Consider the following 17009-nt stretch of genomic DNA (forward strand, 5'->3'; position numbering starts at 1 on the left):
CCAGGGCCCGAGCAACCGTCACCGCGCCGGCCGCGGCTCCCCGACGGGGCGGCCGCGCGACAGATTCCGAGCGTCGCGACCTCGCGCGCGCGAGCGGGCTTGCGTGGGCGCGCGCGGGCTTGCGTGGGCGCCCCCGCGCTGGGACCCTCCGCCCGTGGCTTTGCGCGCGCCCGAGCAGCTCGACACCAAGGCAGTCGCCACCGCCCTGAGCGCGTGGTTTGCGAAGCACGCCCGCGATCTTCCTTGGCGCAGGACCCGCGACCCCTACGCCATCTGGGTCTCGGAGATCATGCTCCAGCAGACCCGGGTCGACACCGTCGAGCGCTACTGGAGCCGCTTCCTCGACCGCTTCCCCAGCGTCGAGGCCCTCGCCGCCGCCGACGAAGAGGCGGTGCTCGAGGCCTGGAGCGGGCTCGGCTACTACCGCCGCGCTCGCCTGCTCCACCGTGGCGCTCGCCACGTGCACGCCGAGCACGGCGGCGCCCTGCCCGAGACCCCCGCCGAGATCCGAGCGATCCCCGGGGTCGGCCGCTACACCACCGGCGCGATCGCGTCGATCGCCTTCGATCAGCCCGTCCCCCTCGTCGACGGCAACGTCGCCCGGGTCCACGCCCGCCTGCAGGCGATCGAGGATCCCGTCGAGCAAGACGCCAAGGCCGAGGACCACTGGCACTTCGTCAGCGAGGTGCTCGCTCACGGCTCCCCGCGCGTCCTCGCCCAGGCGCTGATGGAGCTCGGGGCCACGGTCTGCACCCCCCGCAGCCCGAGCTGCTCGAGCTGCCCGCTGCGCGCCCAGTGTCGCGCCCAAGCCCTCGGCCGCGCGCACGAGATCCCCGCGGTCAAGACCAAGAAGCCCTCGCCCGAGCACGGCTACTACGCCCTCGCCCTGCGCTGGGGAGAGCGGCTGCTGCTCGAGCGCCGCCCCGAGGGCAGCCTGCTCGCGGGCATGTGGTGCCTGCCCCTCTTCGAGCGCCCCCTCGACGAGCGCGACCCCGAGAAGCTCGCGGCCGCGGCCAGCGAGACCTTGGGCGTGCCGATGACCCTCACCGACAAACCCGCCGGCAAGGTCAAGCACGTGTTCACGCACCGGGTCTGGCACCTCTTGCCCTGGCCCGCCCGCGCCCGCCGAGCCCCCCGCCTGCGCAAGCGCGACGACGCCCGCGAGCTGGCCTGGATGCAGGCGGATCAGACGCCCGCGGGGGGCATCCCCACCCTCACCCGCAAGCTCCTCGCCAAGCTCTGAGCTCGCCCTGCGCTCGCGAAACACCCGGAGCCGCTCGGCCCCGGGTGCGCGCTCGAGTCGGCGCCTCAGCGCTTCTTCTTGGCGGTCTTCTTCTTGGCCGCCTTCTTCTTGGCCGCCTTCTTCTTGGTCACCGGCTTGGTCTTGGCGGCCTTCTTCTTGCCGGCCTTCTTGGTCGTCGACTTCTTCTTCGCCGCCTTCTTGGCGACCGCCGACTTCTTGTCGGCCTTCTTGGCGACCGCCGACTTCTTGTCGGCCTTCTTGGCGACCTTCTTCTTGGCGGCCTTCTTGGTCGTCGACTTCTTCTTCGCCGCCTTCTTGGCGACCTTCTTCTTGGTCGTCGACTTCTTCTTCGCCGCCTTCTTGGCGACCTTCTTCTTGGCGGCCTTCTTGGTCGTCGACTTCTTCTTCGCCGCCTTCTTGGCGACCTTCTTCTTGGTCGTCGACTTCTTCTTCGCCGCCTTCTTCGAGACCTTCTTGGCGACCTTCTTGGCCTTCTTCTTGGCGGCCTTCTTCTTCTTGGCCGGCCTCACCGGCTCGTCGTCCTCGTCGTCCTCGTCGTCCTCGAGGCCGAGGTCGAGCTGCTCGCGCTCCTCGTCCTCGTCCTCGTCCTCATCGGCCTCGGCCTCGTCCTCGTCGGCCGCGGCCTCGTCGGCGACGACCTCGTCGGCCGCCTCCGTCTCGTCCCCGTCGGCCTCGTCGACGACGACCTCGTCGGCCGCCTCCGTCTCGTCTTCATCGGCGGCGAGCGCCGCGGCCTGAGCCGCGAGCAGGCCCTCGGCGATCTCCGCCAGGCTCATGTCGCCGAAGGGCTCACCCCAACCGAGGGACTCGACCGCGTCGACGATCTCGCCGAGGGTCGTCTCGGAGTCGAGGTTCTCGCGAAGCACACGGAGCACCTCTCGGCGCTGCTCGGCAAGGAGGTGGCCCTTGTAGGCCTGCTGAAACCTGCTGTCTTGGCGCGACACGGCGCGCGACTATATAGCAGCATCGCCGCGGCGACACGGGTGAGGGCGTCGATGTTTCGCCCCCGCGACGCACGCGGCGAGACCACTGGAGTAAAACCGGTTCCTGCGCGCGTTCTAGCGCCCCTCCAGCCCCTCCTGGCCCTTGGATCGCTCGCCCGCGCTCGCGCTCACTCGCCGACCGCGCCCGAGGCCTCGCCAGGGACCGGCGGCGCCTCCTCTTCCCCATCCGGGCCGACTTCGCCGTACTCGACCCCCGGCTTGGGCATCATCTCGGTCACCGGCGAACGCCGCGAGCCTCGAACTCGGCCCTCGGTGACCGTGACGGGGATCGGCTCGTCGAGCTCGAATTTATAGCCCCGGGTGCCGAGGCGCATCGAGTAGGTCTTGCCCTTGTAGTCGAAGCGCCGCCCGGCCCCGAGCTCCGTCTGGCCCTCGCGGGTGTAGGGCCGGTGCTGGAGGATCATCGAGAACATGCGCACCGCGTTCATGTTGTAGAGGCGGTGGCAGCCGTGGGAGTAGCGGCGCAGGATCGACATGTAGTCGACGCTGCCGTGGGTGCGGATCTGGTTGTCGAACACCGAGACCGAGCCGTCGCTGCGCTCGACCAGCTTGACGTGGTAGGCCGCGACCAGGCCGTAGGCGGACATGTAGCCGGGGCCCGTCTCGTCGTAGTTGACCACCCGGCGCAGGCGCCCGTCGACGCGCTTGAGCTTGGTCAGCGAGCCGACCGGCGTGCCGTTGGGCGGGATCCACACCGGCGCGGCCATGATCGTCTTCCACACGCGATCCCCGACGTCGGAGTTCTTGTAGGCGTAGTACTCCTGGCCCTCGTGGAGCTCGGAGCGCCACGAGCCGATCGTGGTCCGCCAGTGGATCACCGGGATGCGCTGGCCCTCGTAGTCGACGTAGAGCGTGATCTTGGGGTAGCGCTTGCGCGGCTGTGAGTGCTTGTTGCCCTCTTCGTCCCAGGGGAAGTCGTACCAGACGTCCCCGCGGTCGATGACCGTGGAGAACTGCATGTCGTCGCCGTAGTAGGCCGGGCGCGCGGGCAGGCGCAGGGCCACGAGCAGCTCGCCGAAGCCCTCGGGGTGCTCGGGGTCGGCGACGGCCATGGCCTGGAGCTGCTCGAGCCGAGCCAGAGCGGTGTCCGGATCCCCGAGGCCCAGGGTCTCGATCGCGGCCTCGGTGAACTCCGAGCTCAGGTCGCGCAGGGCGTGCTCCTTGCCCTCGGCGTCGGTGAAGCGAAAGTCGGGCTTCCAGTCCCGGGCCGAGCCGTCCTCGACGATGCCCGCGCCCGAGACCACGCGCTCGCTCAGCACCCGCACCAGGCGCTGGTGCACCGCCTCGCGCGGGCTCAGGGCCAGGTAGCCGATGTTGTCGGCCGTGAAGTGACCCCAGCCCATGATGTCGTGCTTCTTCTCGAAGTTGGCGAGGGCGTGGTGCGTGGCGCTGTCGTAGTCCCCGGCGTCGAACTTGCCGAGGCCGTCGGCGATGTCGAACAGCTTCTCGCAGCGAAAGCGGATCTGCGCGTTGCGGATCACCTGGACCTCGCGGTCGAAGTCCCGGAAGTACTCGTAGCTGCGCACGAGGTCGGGGTCTTCGCTGCTCGCCGCGGCCGCGTAGTCGCCGGCCGCGACGGCCTCGGCCATGCCGGCCTTGCGCATCTGCTTTTCGAGCCGGGACTTGGCCCACCGCCACGAACGCAGCCGCTTTTGCCCGGCCTTCTTCTTGAAGACGATGCTCCCGATCGCCGGGTCGAAGACCTCGCCATCGTAGCCGGCGTCCGTGAGGCACTGCTCGATCTCCTCGAGGCCTCGCCACTCGTCGAGGACCACCGAGAGCGCCGGCGGGATGCCGTAGAGCTCGAGGTAGTTGTGCTCGTGCGCGGCCAGAGGATCCCCGTCGTGGTTGATCCAGTCGTTGGCCAGGCCGGTGTAGTGCGCGGCGTAGTCGTTCTCGCTGCGGTCCTCGACCCCCGGGGTCTTGTGGCTGAAGATGTAGGGCCGCCAGCCGTCGCCGAGGTCGATGACCGTGTATCCGCGGGCCTCGGCCTGCTCGATGGCCAACTTGCGCGGCTCCTCGAGGCGCTCGGGGTCGATGATCCAGGCCTCGCCGAGCGCGTGCTCGCGGGCGCTGGTCTTGGTCGCGGGGCCCGGGTCGAGGGTCTTGGCCCAGGCGGACTCGGAGCTCACGCCGTCGGCCTGGTCCTCGTCCTCCGCCTCGTTGGCGGCTCCACGTGCGGGATCGACGGGCTCCTCGCGGGCGCCATCACCGGAGCATGCCGCAACGAGCGCAGCTGTCGAGAACGCGAGGACTCGGGTCCAGCGAGATCGCCGAGTGCCCCGTGGCGCAGGCACCCAGGTTCGGGCTTGCACGAGGAGATCGCGGGGTTTCATGGCGCCGTTTGCGGGCACGGTCATCAGCTTAACTCTCGGCCCCCCGACGAGCCAAAACCTGCGAAAAATCCAGCACTCGGAGAACTTTACAAGCGTCGGCGCCCGTGCCACCTTTCGAGCCGCTCCACGGAGGCCGGAAGCGTTGCGCCTGCTTAAAATCGTTCTTGCTCACGTCGCGGTCTTTGGCATTGCCGCCGCGGTCGCATCGTCCTGCACCGTGAATTATCCGACGACGGCTTTCCGCTGCTCGCCGGCCGGGGCCTCCCCCAACTGTCCCACCCAGGGCGGCGAGGAGTACCAGTGCTGCTCCGACGACCCGGCTGCCATCAAGCTCGGCGATCTCGCCGCCGAAGTGACGCCGCGCTACACCGGGCGCGACGGCGAGGGCAGCCCAATCTTCTCGGGGGTCAACAACCCCATCAGCCGCTCGGGCATGTGCATCAAGAGCGGCAGCGTCCCCGCAGCGGGCGCCCTGGCCGACGTCAACGCCTCGGGCTGCCCCGTCCCCTGCAACCCGACCTGGGATAGCGGCGACGTCGATGACATCTGCGGCGAGGGCTCGATCTGCTGCCAGACCGTCGAGCTCGAGGCAGACGACTGCGTGCTCGACCCGGACATCGGCGACGCCGGCTGCTGGCGCCCCGCCACGGGCAACGACATCGTCGACCTCGGCGGCCTCGAGGTCACCTCGTGGACGGCCAACGAACACAGCACCAACCAAGATCCCGGTGGCGTCGGCTGCCGGACCTTCGCCGAGGGCGTGGGCTCCGACGTCCTCGAGGCCAACGGGATCACCGAAGACAACCTCAAGGCGGCCTGCTTCCGCCGGCTCACGGTTGGCAACCAGCGCGGCTTTTGCCTCGGTGGCACCGGCGTCAACGCCTGCCCCCTGGCGCAGAGCTCGTACCGCGACGCCTGCGAGCAGATGAACGACGCCCAGGCCCGCAGCGGCTGCGGCTGAGCGGCGCCCCGCGCCCAGCTGAGATCGCCCCCCCGGGCCCGCTCGGTGTCCATGCGTGGACCCAAGCGGGCCCGAAGCGTGTGCGCGCTCGTGGGCCGCGCGCGCCCACGGCTCCCATCGCGGACGGCCCCTGGAGTGGGGGCACTTGAATGTGCCGAGCAGTGGTGGTGAGGGCCCAAAGCTGTTAAGTTGTTGGCCGTGTCGTACTGGACCAAGGTCCTCGCGGTTTATGGCAGCGTCTTGATCGGCGCGGTCTCGCTCACACTCGCATGCGATCCTGACTACCCGTCGACCGGCTTTCGCTGCCGGCCCTCCGACGGCGCGTCGGCCTGCCCCGACTCCAAGGACTACTTGTGCTGCTCGGACGATCCCGCGGCCCTCGACCTCAATGATCTCGAGGCCTACGTCCTGCCCAACTATCAAAACAGCAACGGCACGGGGACGCCCCTGTTCTCGGCGAGCGCCAACAACCTGGGCACCTCGGGGATGTGCATCGAGTCGGGCACCGTGCCCTCGGACGCGGCGATCCTCACCGGCGCCATCGGCTGCCCGATGCCCTGCAACCCCACCTGGGGCGACAGCGACATCTCGGCCGTGTGCGGCGAGGGTGCCGTGTGCTGTCAGACCATCGAGCTCGAGCCCGAGGACTGCGCCCTCGATCCCGCGCTCGGCGACAACGGCTGCTATCGCCCGGTCACCGGCAACGACATCACGAACTTCGGTGGCCTGAACGTCTCGACCTGGCTGACCACCGACCACGCCACGCACCAAGATCCCCTGGGCAAGGGCTGCAAGACCTTCGTCGCCGCCACCACCCTGCCCGACGGCGTCTCCGAATCCGCGGTCGAGGAGGCCTGCTACAGGCGGCTCTCCGTCGCCGACCAGCGCGGCTTTTGTCTGGGCGCGACGGCCTGTCCCCTGGACAACCCCGGCTACGTCGACGCCTGCGACGAGCTCAACATCGCCAACGGCCTCAGCGGCTGCTGAGCCCCGGCGTCGTCTTCTGCGCGGCTCGGCGACCGACTTCGCGACCGACTTCGCGTCGTCGAGCCCGCGTTCTCACCCTAGAGCGGTAATCAGTTTGGACCTCGCTACACGCAGGTGCGCGAAGGTGGCGAGACAGCGGCACATGCGCAGATCTTCTCCGTACTGCCACGCTGCGCCACCCGCGCAAACTCCGCTGTGCGAACTTGGCGCTCTCCCCAGATCGAGAGGTGAGCCCGCGCCCAGTGGGCAAGGGTGCCCTCAGGGTTGACAGCGGTAGGTCACCCGGCGCATCGATGCCAGGCCAAGGGCCGCCGATCTGCAATCGCGGCTCGCCCTGCGCCCGCGCCAAGACCCCGCGCAACTCGACAATTTGAACGGCGCGAGTGACGCTGGCCCACCCTCGGCCAGCGCGAAAGCTGAGCTCCATGGCCAAAAAAGCCGCCAAGAAGACCGCCAAGAAGACCGCCAAGAAGGCGACCACCAAGAAGAAGACCGCCGCCAAGAAGAAGGCGACGGCCAAGAAGAAGGCGGCCAAGAAGAAGGCGACCACCAAGAAGAAGGCCGCCAAGAAGAAGGCGACCACCAAGAAGAAGGCCGCCACCAAGAAGTCGACCACCAAGAAGTCGACCACCAAGAAGTCGACCACCAAGAAGAAGGCGACCACCAAGAAGAAGGCCGCCAAGAAGAAGTCGACCAGCCAAAAGTCGACGGTCAAGACCGTCCGCGCCGCGCCCGGCAAGTCCGTGGCCGCCGGCAAGCAGCTGGTCATCGTCGAGAGTCCGGCCAAGGCCAAGACCATCAACAAGTACCTGGGCAAGGACTTCGTCGTCCGCGCCTCGGTCGGCCACGTCCGCGACCTGCCCAGCCGCGCCCCGCGGGGCAGCAAGCAGCCGGTCCCCGGCGTCGACCTCGACAACGACTTCCGCCCGACCTACGAGATCCTCAGCCAGAAGACCAAGACGGTCGCCGAGCTCAAGCGCGAGGCCAAGGCCGCCAACGTGGTCTGGTTCGCGACGGACCTCGACCGCGAGGGGGAGGCGATCGCCTGGCACCTCGCGGAGATCCTCGACGTCGACCCGGTCACGGCCAAGCGCGTGGTCTTCAACGCGATCACCCGCGACGAGATCCAGCGCGCCTTCTCCAAGCCGCGCTCCATCGACCTCGACAAGGTCAACGCCCAGCAGGCCCGGCGCATCCTCGACCGCATCGTCGGCTACCAGGCCTCGCCGCTGCTGTGGAAGAAGGTCGCCCGCGGGCTCTCGGCCGGGCGCGTGCAGTCCGTCGCCGTGCGCCTGGTCGTCGAGCGCGAGCGCGCCATCGAGGCCCACGTCCCCGACGAGACCTGGAAGGTGGAGGTCCGCCTGGCCAGCGAGCCCAAGCTGGCCCCCGAGCTGGCCGAGCGCTGGCGCGACTTCTTGGGCACCCTCGACGACAAGGGCCGCGGGCCCAACAAGCGCACCCAAAACCGGTGGATGGCCGAGCAGGGCTCGCTGCTCACGGAGCTCTACGAGGTCGAGGGCGAGCGCTTCAAGCTCGGCTGCAACGCCGACGAACCCCGCGACCTGTCGGCGGAGATCACGGCCGTCGCCGAGGCCGTGGGCATGCGCGAGGTCGTCATCGACACCGTCGAGGACCCCGAGGGCAAGGGCCCGGCCCGCTACGTCCGCAGCCTGCGCGGGGTCGTCGACTTCGACGCGCGCTACACGGTCAGCGACATCAAGACCCGCCAGACCAGCACCAAGCCCTCTCCGCCCTTCATCACCTCGACCCTACAGATGGCGGCCTCGGGCGCCCTGGGCTTCTCGGCCCAGCGGACCATGCGTCTGGCCCAGGACCTCTATGAAGGTGTCGACCTCGCCGGCGAGGGTCAGGTCGCGCTGATCACCTACATGCGCACGGACTCCACGCACCTCTCGCCGGAGGCGATCGACTCGGTGCGCGGCTTCATCGACGACCGCTACGGCAAGGCCTACCTGCCCGGCAAGGCGCGCAGCTACAGCTCGAGCAACAAGGCCGCCCAGGAGGCCCACGAGGCCATCCGGCCCACGGACGTCGCCCGTCACCCCGACGAGATCCGCCCCAAGCTCAAGGGCCCCCGGGCCGAGGAGCACTACAAGCTCTACAAGCTGATCTGGAGCCGCTTCGTGGGCTGCCAGATGACCGCCGCGCGCTGGGACTCGACCACCGTGCTGTTCACGCGCAGCGACGAGTCGACCGGCGCCGTGCTCAAGGCCAGCGGCCGCGTGCTCGCCTTCGACGGCTTCTACCGCGCCACCGGCGTGCCCCTGGCCAGCGACGAGCAGACCCTGCCCGAGCTCGAGCCCGGCCACGTCTACGCGCCCTTCGAGGTCGACCCCCAGCAAAAGTTCTCGAGCCCGCCCCCGCGCTTCACCGAGGCCTCGCTGGTCAAGGCGCTCGAGTCCGAGGGCATCGGCCGACCCTCGACCTACGCCTCGATCATCCAGGTCGTCCAGGATCGCAACTACGTCGAGCAGCGAGACCGCCGCTTCTACGCCACGGACCTCGGCGAGGTCGTGACCGACAAGCTGATCGAAGCTTTCCCGGACCTCATGGACGTCGGCTACACGCGCCAGATGGAGCGCGAGCTCGACGAGGTCGAGGACAGCTCCGTCGACTGGGTGGCGATGCTGCGCCGCTTCTACACCGGCTTCTCCACGGCCCTCGAAGAAGCCCACGAGGGCATGGCCCACGCCAAGGCCGAGATCCAGCCGGCGATCTACAAGTGCCCCAAGTGCGGCTCGCGGACCTGCTACCGCTTCGGCCGCAACGGCCGCTTCTTGTCGTGCTCGGCCTACCCCGACTGCGACTACGCGGCCCCCATCGACCGCCGCGGCCGCCCCCTGCTCCCCGAGCGCGTCGACATCGTCAACCCCGAGGACGGCTCGAGCATGGAGCTCCGCAACGGCCGCTTCGGACCCTTCCTGGCCTCGGAGAACTTCCCCAAGAGCGAGAGCAGCTTCGTGCTCAACCTCGACCGCAAGGGCAACGTCAAATACCCCTCGATCCCCCCGCTGGTGATCCCCGCCGAAGAGGGCGAGGGCGGCCTGCGCTGCCCCAAGTGCGACGCCGACCTCAACTTGCGCCGAGGCAAGCGCGGCCCCTGGCTGGGCTGCTCGCGCTTCCCCAAGTGCCGCGGCCGCATGGCCTGGACCAAGGTCGACGAGGACCGCCGCACCCAGCTCGAGGCCGAGCTCGAGGCCCACGAGAAGCAAAACCCCCTGCCCCCGATCCGCCGCCACGACGGCTCCGTGATCCCCGAGGGCACCCCGGTCAGCACCCTGCTCCTCCCCGGCGGCGTCGCCGAGCTCGAGGTTCACCCCGAGGCCGCAGCCGAGCTCCGCGAGGGCGCCTCCCCATCCTCGCCCCAACCAGCCGCCTGACCCCCTTCCAAACCTCCCCCCTCCACAAAGACCCCCAAGGACCACCCCTTGGGGGTCTTCGCATTCGAGCCCCCCAAAAACCCGCCCCCCAACAAATGAGACAAAGACCCCCTCTGGGGGTCACTACGTGCTCTCGCCCTCTACATGCCTACCCGCCCGAGGACCGCGTCAGCGGTCTCGAGGACCGCGCTAGCGGTCCGCTGCGGCTAGAAGCACCAACCCCCGCGGGGGCCAAAGCAGCCGTCTCGAGGACCGCGCTAGCGGTCCGCTGCGGCTAGAAGCACCACCCCCCGCGGGGGCCAAAGCAGCCGTCTCGAGGACCGCGCTAGCGGTCCGCTGCGGCTAGAAGCACCACCCCCGCGGGGGTTATCGCAGCCCTCCGTCGTCGGTGCAGCCCCAGGCCTCCATGCGCAGCTCCCAATGCCAGTTCTTCAGATTGAAGGTCCCCGAGCGCTGCACCGACCACCACACGCCCTGCGTCATCTCGAGCTGAAGCGCCGCCGGGACGATCTGCGACGCGTTGAACAGGTGGTCGTCCTTCTCCAGCGATAGCGCCGCCCCGATGATGTCCGCGGCCAGGCCGACCACGCCAAACACCCAGCCGTAGGTCCACGCCGTCCCCCCGGCCTCCTCCGCCGCGTCGGCGATCGCCCCCAGGAACTCCTCGAAGGCGGTGACCCCGTCGGACTCGAGGCAGTTGTAGGTCAGCGAGAGGTTGCCCTTGGGCGCGACGGGCTCGCCCGCCTGACCCCAGACCACGCCCTCGGCCAGGGCGTAGGTGTACTCCTCGTCGTTATCGAGGGCGAAGGTCCGCGGGGTCACGCGGATCTCCGAGCCCGAGGCCGCCTCGCTGATCACCGCGCAGTAGATCTCGTCCTTGTTGATCAGGTCGGCCTCGTTGTGGACGATGATCTTGGCCAGGCGAACGCGCAGCTTGGGGTCCTCGCAGCTCTCGGGTCCGGCCGCCGGTCGCGGGCCGAAGTCCTGACCCGCGGCGAAGGGCACGGGCGCCTTGGGATCCGGGAAGCGCCGCCGGTAGTCGCTCGCGTCCTCGAGGCCGGCGCGCGCGAGCTGGCGAGCGACGATCTGCGCCTGCTCGGGGTACTCGGCAAAGACCCCGCGCAAGGCCGTGACGAAGGGATGCTCACCGATCTCCACCTGCGGGGAGAGGGCCGCCGCGACCGTGCGCACGCCGAGATCGCCCCGAGCCACGCGCGCGCCGAGGTCCTCGAGGCTCGCCGGCGCGAAGCCCATCTCCTCGTCTTCGCCCTCGGGCAGCACGTCGAGGACCTCGAGGTGGGTCTCGATCGCCCCGGGGATCGCCGCGCCCTCGCAGCTCGGCGCCTCCTCGCAGTCCAGGCACAGCCCGCAGTCGGCCTCGCAGCTCTCGCAGCTCTCGCCAAGGGCCTCGTCGCAGATCATGTCGCCGCAGCTCGCCTCGCACACGCACTCGCCCCAGCTCTCACCGTCCTCGGCGCACACCTGCGTCCCGCCCGTGCCCGCGTCGCAGCTGCAGGCCTGCTCGGCCCCGGGCTCGCACAGGCTCTCGCCCTCGCTGCTGTCCTCGGCCTCCGCCGCGCCAGCCTCGGTCTCGGAGCCCTCGCCGACTTCGTCGTCTCCCCCGCCTTGGTCGTCGCTACATGCGAGGGACGAGGTGATCACGGCAAATGAGGTGATCAAGGAAATGAGCGGGTATTTGGCGTGCATCGTGATCTCCATCGCTTGACAGCTGCGCCAAGCTAGCATGGGAAAAGGCGCCCTCCCAGAGCCAAGCACACGCGCCCGCTCTCGCCGAGCGCGTCCAGCAGATCACCCAGCGATTGTCTCGATGCGCGCGAACGAGCTAAGCCAATTTCAGCTCGTCGAGGAGCGCCGCGCAGCCACGCTCGAGCAGCTCGTAGACCCTGGCGTAGCGCTCGGCGCCCCCGCCGATGGGGTCGGGCACGTCGAGCTCTCGACCCTTCGCCCGGGGCTCGGCGATCGCCCGCAGCAGGCGAATATTGGCCCGATAATTAGCCAATGAGCCAAAGGCCGAGGGCGCGGCGAGGCGCTCCAAGGTCGCATAATTTTGCCGGTCCATGACCACCACGTGATCGAAGCGGCTGAGGTCGTCGCGGACCAGCTGTCGCGCGTGACCAGTCAGCGCGAAACCATGGGCGTCGGCGATCTCCCGCGACAGTCGATGCGGCGGCGAGCCCTCCATCGCGGCGGTCCCGGCGCTGTCGATGCGCAGCGCCTCGAGGACGCCGCGCTGCTCGGCGAGGTGGCGAAACAGGCCCTCGGCCAGGGGCGAGCGGCAGACGTTCGCGTAGCAGACGAAGAGCACGCCCACCCGCGCGTCGCCGCCCTCGCCCGCGCTGCTCACTGGACCTCGTAGATCTTGCGCACGTCGGCGTCGTCGAGCAGCGGCGTGAACGCGGGATCGACCCCCACCTTCTTCATCAGCTTCTTGTTGCCGCGCTTCTCGAGCTCGACGAGGTGCTCCTTGGCGGCCTCGAGGTCCCCGGCGTAGGCGTCGAGCTTGGCCAGGTTGAAGACCGGCTCGGCGTAGAGCTTGTGGGCCTCGCTCGCCCACACGAAGAAGACCTCGGCGCGCTCGCTCTCTCCCTTGGTCAGCAGGGCCTCGCCGCGCTCGTTGGCGATCTTGGCCGCGTCGAGCTTGGACGCACCGGCCGCGACCGCGTCGCCGAGCGCCTTCTTGGCGGCGTCGTCCTCGGTGTCGAGGGTCTTGACCGACTCGAGCAGCGCCTGGGCCGGGTCCGCTTCGCCGGTCTCCGTCGCGCCGGCCTCCGCCGCGCCAGTCGTGTCCTCGGCACCTGTGCCGCCGGTACTCGTCTCTGCAGCGGCTTCGCCGGCCTCTGCCCCTGCTTCGGCCGCGCCTGCTTCAGCCTCGCCTGCCTCGGCTGCGCCGGCCTCCGCTGCGCCTGCTTCCGCTGCACCGGCCTCTGCGGTGGGAGCCCCTTCACCTGCCTCGGCGGCGGGGCTATCGGGCTTGTCCCCGGTCGCATTGTCATTGGCGCGATCGCCCTTACAAGCTGGCGCGGCAGCCAAGAGCGAGGTCAGGAGCACGACGAGGGAAGCGGCGGGAAGACGCTGCATGCCGCCATGCTACCCACGATGACAGGCGCGGTGAAGGGTCGAAAACGCTGCGATCGTGGCGAAGCTGACGTAAGCTTGCCGCGCTCATGCTTTTAGCTTCACTGCTGCTCCCCCTCGCCTTTGCGCCGCCAGAGGGCGATCTGGCCGCCGTGCAGGAGATCTTCGACGAGTCCTGCACCCTTTGCCACGACGCCAGCGACGACATGCTCAACCTCGAGGACCCAAGCGCCCTCGTCGGTCGCCCGAGCACCACCGGCATGGCGCTGATCGAACCCGGCAAGCCCAACGAGAGCTACCTCTACCTCAAGATGGTCGCCGCCGAGGGCATCGAGGGCGAGTCCATGCCCATGGGCGACGACCCCCTGCCCGTCGAACAGCTGAGCGTGGTCCAGAGCTGGATCGCCTCGCTGCCCCCGGCCGAGGACGCGCCCCCCGCTGGCGAGGGCACGGACGAAGCTGGCGAAGCTGCGCCCGCGCCCGCGGGCGAAGCTGGCGAGGGCATGCCCGTGCCGCCCGCGGACACGCCCATCGTCCCGCCCAAGCGCAAGCCCAAGCAGCCCTTCTTTGGCTCGCACCAGATCAACCTTCAGACCACCACCACCCTGGGCAAGAAGACGATCTCCTTTCGCATCCACCACCGCTTCGGCCTGGTCGGCACGCCCGGAGACCGCAACTACCTGGGCATGGCCAACGGCGCCGTCATGAGCATGGGCGCCGAGTACGGCATCATCGACGGCCTCGACGTGCTCGCGCGCTGGACCACCGCGCGCCTCGGCTGGGAGCTGGGCCTCAAGTACGTGCCGATCCGCCAGGAAGAGGGCATGCCGCTGTCCTTTGGCGTCTACGCCAGCGGCGAGGCCCTGACGACCACCACCTCGTCCTCGGCCAACCGCTTCACCGGCAACTTCCAGGTCATGCTCAGCCGGCTGTGGTTCGAGCGCTGGAGCACGCAGCTGACCGTCAACTACTCGGCGCTGACCAACCACGCGCCCTCGGTCAGCGTCGACATCGACGACGACGGTGTCGCCGACGCGGTCACCGACGACCGCGGCACCCTCAACCTCGGGCTCGCGAGCACCCTGTGGCTGGGCAAGAAGCGCAAGCACGGCATCGACCTCGAGTATCAGCTGCCGATCCCCTCGGACGTCTTTTATTACAACGGCGGCAACGCCAACCCCAACGGCTCCAAGGTCGGCTCGTGGGCCCTCGGCTGGTCCGCCCGCACGGGCCTCCACGTCTTCCAGGTGTTCGTGACCAACACGCGCAACATCCACACCAACCTCGTCGCCCCCGGCGGCGACACGAAGAACCCCTTCTCGCCCTTCGGCGAGTTCTTCTTCGGCTTCAACATCACCCGCAAGTGGAAGCTCTGATCATGCGCGCGTCTTTGACCACTCACCTGCTCCTCCCCGCCTCGCTCGCCATGGCCACGGTCGCCTGCGGCCTCGAGCCGATCGGCGACGGCGGTGACGAAGACCCGATCCCCGCGGCCGTCCAGCTCGCCTTCGACGAGTCCTGCGCGGGCGCCTCGGGCTGCCACGGCGAGGCCCCCGGCTCGATCTCGCTGCTGTCTGGCGACAGCGCGGCGATCCTCGATCTCAGCGGCGCCACCGGCACGCCCCTGGTCGTATTCGGCGACGTCGAGGGCTCCTACCTGGCCCAGAAGATCCTCGCCAGCCCCGAGATCACCGGGCAGCCCATGCCCCTGAGCCCGCAAAGCGACAACGACGAGGTCAACAAGGCCGTGATCGTCGGCTGGATCGCCGGCGTCGAATTCGACAGCGAGAGCAGCGGCGACACCGGCACCGAGGGCGAGGACAGCTCCGACACCGGCGCCAGCGACTGCTACATCGAGTCCGCCCCCGAGATGGCGGCCTTCTCCGATGTCTGGCCGGTGCTCGAGGCCCGCTGCGCCACCGCGGGCTGTCACGCGAGCACCTTCCCGACCATGGCGGACGAGGCCAGCGCCTACGCCAACATCGTCGGGATCGACAGCCTGGTCGTGGCCATGCCCCTCGTCGACCCCGACACCCCCGACAACAGCTACCTGTGGCACAAGCTCGCCGGCACCCACGCCCTCGTGGGCGGCAGCGGCTCGCCCATGCCCCTGGGTGGCTCGCTGTGCGTGTCCGAGCTCCAGACGATCTACAACTGGATCCTCGGCGGCGCCCTCGAGTAGCCCGCCCAGGGCGAGGTCGCGGCGCCGCGCGGGGCCGCGACCTCGCTGGGTTTCACCACGCCCTCTTAGCCTGCTAGCCTGTCACGGCCGATGCTCCTCGAACGCGTGCGCATCGTTGGTCTCGGGCCCTTCGATCAGATCGAGGTCGATTTTTGTGATCGCCCCGGCGAGCCGCGGCCGCTGACGGTCATCCACGGTGAGGGCGGCACGGGCAAGACCACCTTGCTCGCGGCGATCGCCGCGACCCGGCCGGCCCACCACATCGTCCAGACCTCGGTCTGGCGCCGACCGGGCGCCTCGCCACACACCGTCTGCGCCTGGCGCCTGGGCAGCGAGGACCCCGAGCGCCCCCACCCCCTCGAGGTCGCGACCCCGGGCTTCAGCGCCATGTCCGACGACAAGGAGGAGCAGCTGCGCCGCCGCGAGCTCGCCCACTTCGACCGCCGCCACAACGAGCACGGCGGCTTCGCCTTCGTCGGCATGCCCGGCACGCGCCGCTACCCTCGCGCGAGCCTGGTGATCGGCGACCCGAGCCGCACCGTGCTCCGCCCCGACGTCCGCGGCGCGCCCGGCTTTCAAGACGCCTCGGGCGTCGACCTGACCCGCGCGATCAAGCTGATCTTGGCCTACGCCGGCCTGTCCGCCGCGCTCACCGGCCACGCCCGCGGGCAGAGCAGCGTCGACCCGCGCAGCCTCGGCGTCGCCCTCGACGAGGCCCTCGGCGAGCTCCTCGGGCTGATCGGCCACAGCTACCGCGGGCTCAGCCCGCGCAACTTCGAGCCGCGCTTCGAGCTCCCGAGCGCGGAGGTCGTCCCCTTCGACGCGCTCTCCTCCCAGGCCCGCGAGCTCGTCGCGCTCGCGGCCATCAGCGTCCACCAGCTGTGGATCGCCAACCGCGGGGCCGACCCGCGCGCGTGCGAGGGCGTAATTGCGATCGACGACCTCGACCTCCACCAGTCGATCCCCGTGCAGCACGAGCTGCCCTCCAGCCTGCGGCGGATCTTGCCCAAGGCGCAGTGGATCCTCGCGACCTCGAGCCCGATGCTCGCCCACGCCGCGGAGCTCGGCAGCGTGGTCACGCTGCGTCGGGATCCCGACTCGGCGCGGATCGAGCTCTATCAGGGCGAGCTGGCGATCACCCACTAGAGCTGGCGATCTCCCACTAGAGCGGCGATCGGTTTGAAGGTGCGCCCTCAGGTGCGTCTGATCGCCGCTCTAGCCCCAATGGATGACCTACGCGGGCGGACATGAAACATATGATGACGAACGAACGGTCCGTCACATAATAATTACATTGCCCCCGCCGCTCGTTAAATGTAGATATCGATCATTGAATTGAATCCAGCAACGAATCAGCGTTCAGAACAATGCACACTACAAACAGCAACGAGCACCAAGACATCATTCGCATCCTCGCCAGCTCGGATAAGAGCTTTGATGAGGCCGTACAAAACGGGGTTCGACAGCTCGTCTCTGGCCACCACCACCAGAGCCTGCGATTCACCAATTTCGAGGTGGTTCAGATGCAAGGCATCATCCAGCACGACGACAACCGCTGTGAGGTCACCATCTTCCAGGTCGTGATGGACGTCGCCGGCAAGCACAAACACGACCACGACCACTAGCGCCGACAGCCGTCCAGGCCAGGGCAGGGCAGGCTGTGAGCGCCCCCAACCCGCGCGAGTCGACGCCTCTGGCCTGGCTCACCCGGTGACACCGCGCCCTCGGCCTGGCTGACTCCCCCCCCCGACGAGCCCGAGGACTGCGCCTCGGCGGGC

General features: G+C 69.2%; 12 protein-coding genes and 1 CRISPR repeat array. Of the genes, 8 read left to right on the forward strand and 4 right to left on the reverse strand.

Annotated elements, in window-relative coordinates; translation table 11 throughout:
• Positions 1-154 precede the first annotated feature (154 nt).
• Positions 155-1243 carry an A/G-specific adenine glycosylase gene (mutY, locus tag G6O69_RS03590; RefSeq protein ID WP_172302127.1) on the forward strand — a complete coding sequence of 363 codons (1089 nt, stop codon included), beginning with the start codon at positions 155-157 and terminating at the stop codon, positions 1241-1243.
• Between the two features lie 282 nt (positions 1244-1525).
• Positions 1526-1764: a CRISPR direct-repeat array (repeat unit 26 nt; unit sequence TTCTTGGTCGTCGACTTCTTCTTCGC).
• A gap of 611 nt (positions 1765-2375) precedes the next feature.
• Here mutY and G6O69_RS03595 read toward each other — a convergent pair.
• Positions 2376-4628: a hypothetical protein gene (locus G6O69_RS03595; protein WP_172302128.1), complete on the reverse strand. Its 2253-nt coding sequence runs from the start codon at positions 4626-4628 to the stop codon at positions 2376-2378.
• A 118-nt stretch (positions 4629-4746) separates the two neighbouring features.
• Between G6O69_RS03595 and G6O69_RS03600 the strand changes: the two genes are divergently transcribed.
• From G6O69_RS03600 to G6O69_RS41450, 3 genes are all read left to right on the forward strand, one after another.
• Complete coding sequence (locus G6O69_RS03600; protein ID WP_172302129.1) at positions 4747-5565, forward strand: hypothetical protein; 819 nt, start codon at positions 4747-4749, stop codon at positions 5563-5565.
• 198 nt (positions 5566-5763) lie between these two features.
• Positions 5764-6552: a hypothetical protein gene (locus tag G6O69_RS03605; protein ID WP_172302130.1), complete on the forward strand. Its 789-nt coding sequence runs from the start codon at positions 5764-5766 to the stop codon at positions 6550-6552.
• Between the two features lie 425 nt (positions 6553-6977).
• Positions 6978-9953: a DNA topoisomerase gene (locus tag G6O69_RS41450; RefSeq protein ID WP_172302131.1), complete on the forward strand. Its 2976-nt coding sequence runs from the start codon at positions 6978-6980 to the stop codon at positions 9951-9953.
• Between the two features lie 366 nt (positions 9954-10319).
• Here G6O69_RS41450 and G6O69_RS03615 read toward each other — a convergent pair whose 3' ends face one another.
• The 3 genes from G6O69_RS03615 to G6O69_RS03625 form a co-directional block, all read right to left on the reverse strand.
• Entirely contained in the window at positions 10320-11615 is a 1296-nt protein-coding gene (locus G6O69_RS03615; protein ID WP_172302132.1) for a hypothetical protein, read from the reverse strand.
• A gap of 181 nt (positions 11616-11796) precedes the next feature.
• Positions 11797-12318 (reverse strand): low molecular weight protein-tyrosine-phosphatase, encoded by a 522-nt coding sequence (locus tag G6O69_RS03620; RefSeq protein WP_217909760.1) that lies wholly within the window; start codon positions 12316-12318, stop codon positions 11797-11799.
• A complete protein-coding gene (locus G6O69_RS03625) occupies positions 12315-13052 on the reverse strand; it encodes a hypothetical protein (RefSeq protein WP_172301222.1) in 738 nt (245 codons plus the stop codon). Before G6O69_RS03625 ends, G6O69_RS03620 begins: the two co-directional genes overlap by 4 nt.
• An 86-nt stretch (positions 13053-13138) precedes the next feature.
• Here G6O69_RS03625 and G6O69_RS03630 point away from each other — a divergent pair, with 86 nt between their 5' ends.
• The 4 genes from G6O69_RS03630 (at position 13139) to G6O69_RS03645 (ending at position 16856) form a co-directional block, all read left to right on the forward strand.
• Positions 13139-14425 carry a DUF5777 family beta-barrel protein gene (locus tag G6O69_RS03630; RefSeq protein WP_172302133.1) on the forward strand — a complete coding sequence of 429 codons (1287 nt, stop codon included), beginning with the start codon at positions 13139-13141 and terminating at the stop codon, positions 14423-14425.
• A gap of 2 nt (positions 14426-14427) precedes the next feature.
• Positions 14428-15231 (forward strand): hypothetical protein, encoded by an 804-nt coding sequence (locus G6O69_RS03635; protein WP_172302134.1) that lies wholly within the window; start codon positions 14428-14430, stop codon positions 15229-15231.
• A gap of 90 nt (positions 15232-15321) precedes the next feature.
• The gene (locus tag G6O69_RS03640) at positions 15322-16377 is read left to right on the forward strand and encodes an ATP-binding protein (protein ID WP_172302135.1); all 1056 of its coding nucleotides are present in this window, start codon (positions 15322-15324) and stop codon (positions 16375-16377) included.
• 221 nt (positions 16378-16598) lie between these two features.
• The gene (locus G6O69_RS03645) at positions 16599-16856 is read left to right on the forward strand and encodes a dodecin domain-containing protein (protein ID WP_172302136.1); all 258 of its coding nucleotides are present in this window, start codon (positions 16599-16601) and stop codon (positions 16854-16856) included.
• Positions 16857-17009 lie beyond the last annotated feature (153 nt).

The organism is Pseudenhygromyxa sp. WMMC2535 (assembly GCF_011083025.2).

What these genes read in the sequence shown, in the direction of transcription:
- G6O69_RS41450 (WP_172302131.1), top strand. Translation starts at nt 6,978, where the DNA reads ATGGCCAAAAAAGCCGCCAAGAAGACCGCCAAGAAGACCGCCAAGAAG.
- G6O69_RS03645 (WP_172302136.1), top strand. Translation starts at nt 16,599, where the DNA reads ATGCACACTACAAACAGCAACGAGCACCAAGACATCATTCGCATCCTC.
- G6O69_RS03625 (WP_172301222.1), bottom strand. Translation starts at nt 13,052, where the DNA reads ATGCAGCGTCTTCCCGCCGCTTCCCTCGTCGTGCTCCTGACCTCGCTC.
- G6O69_RS03640 (WP_172302135.1), top strand. Translation starts at nt 15,322, where the DNA reads ATGCTCCTCGAACGCGTGCGCATCGTTGGTCTCGGGCCCTTCGATCAG.
- G6O69_RS03630 (WP_172302133.1), top strand. Translation starts at nt 13,139, where the DNA reads ATGCTTTTAGCTTCACTGCTGCTCCCCCTCGCCTTTGCGCCGCCAGAG.
- G6O69_RS03595 (WP_172302128.1), bottom strand. Translation starts at nt 4,628, where the DNA reads ATGACCGTGCCCGCAAACGGCGCCATGAAACCCCGCGATCTCCTCGTG.
- G6O69_RS03635 (WP_172302134.1), top strand. Translation starts at nt 14,428, where the DNA reads ATGCGCGCGTCTTTGACCACTCACCTGCTCCTCCCCGCCTCGCTCGCC.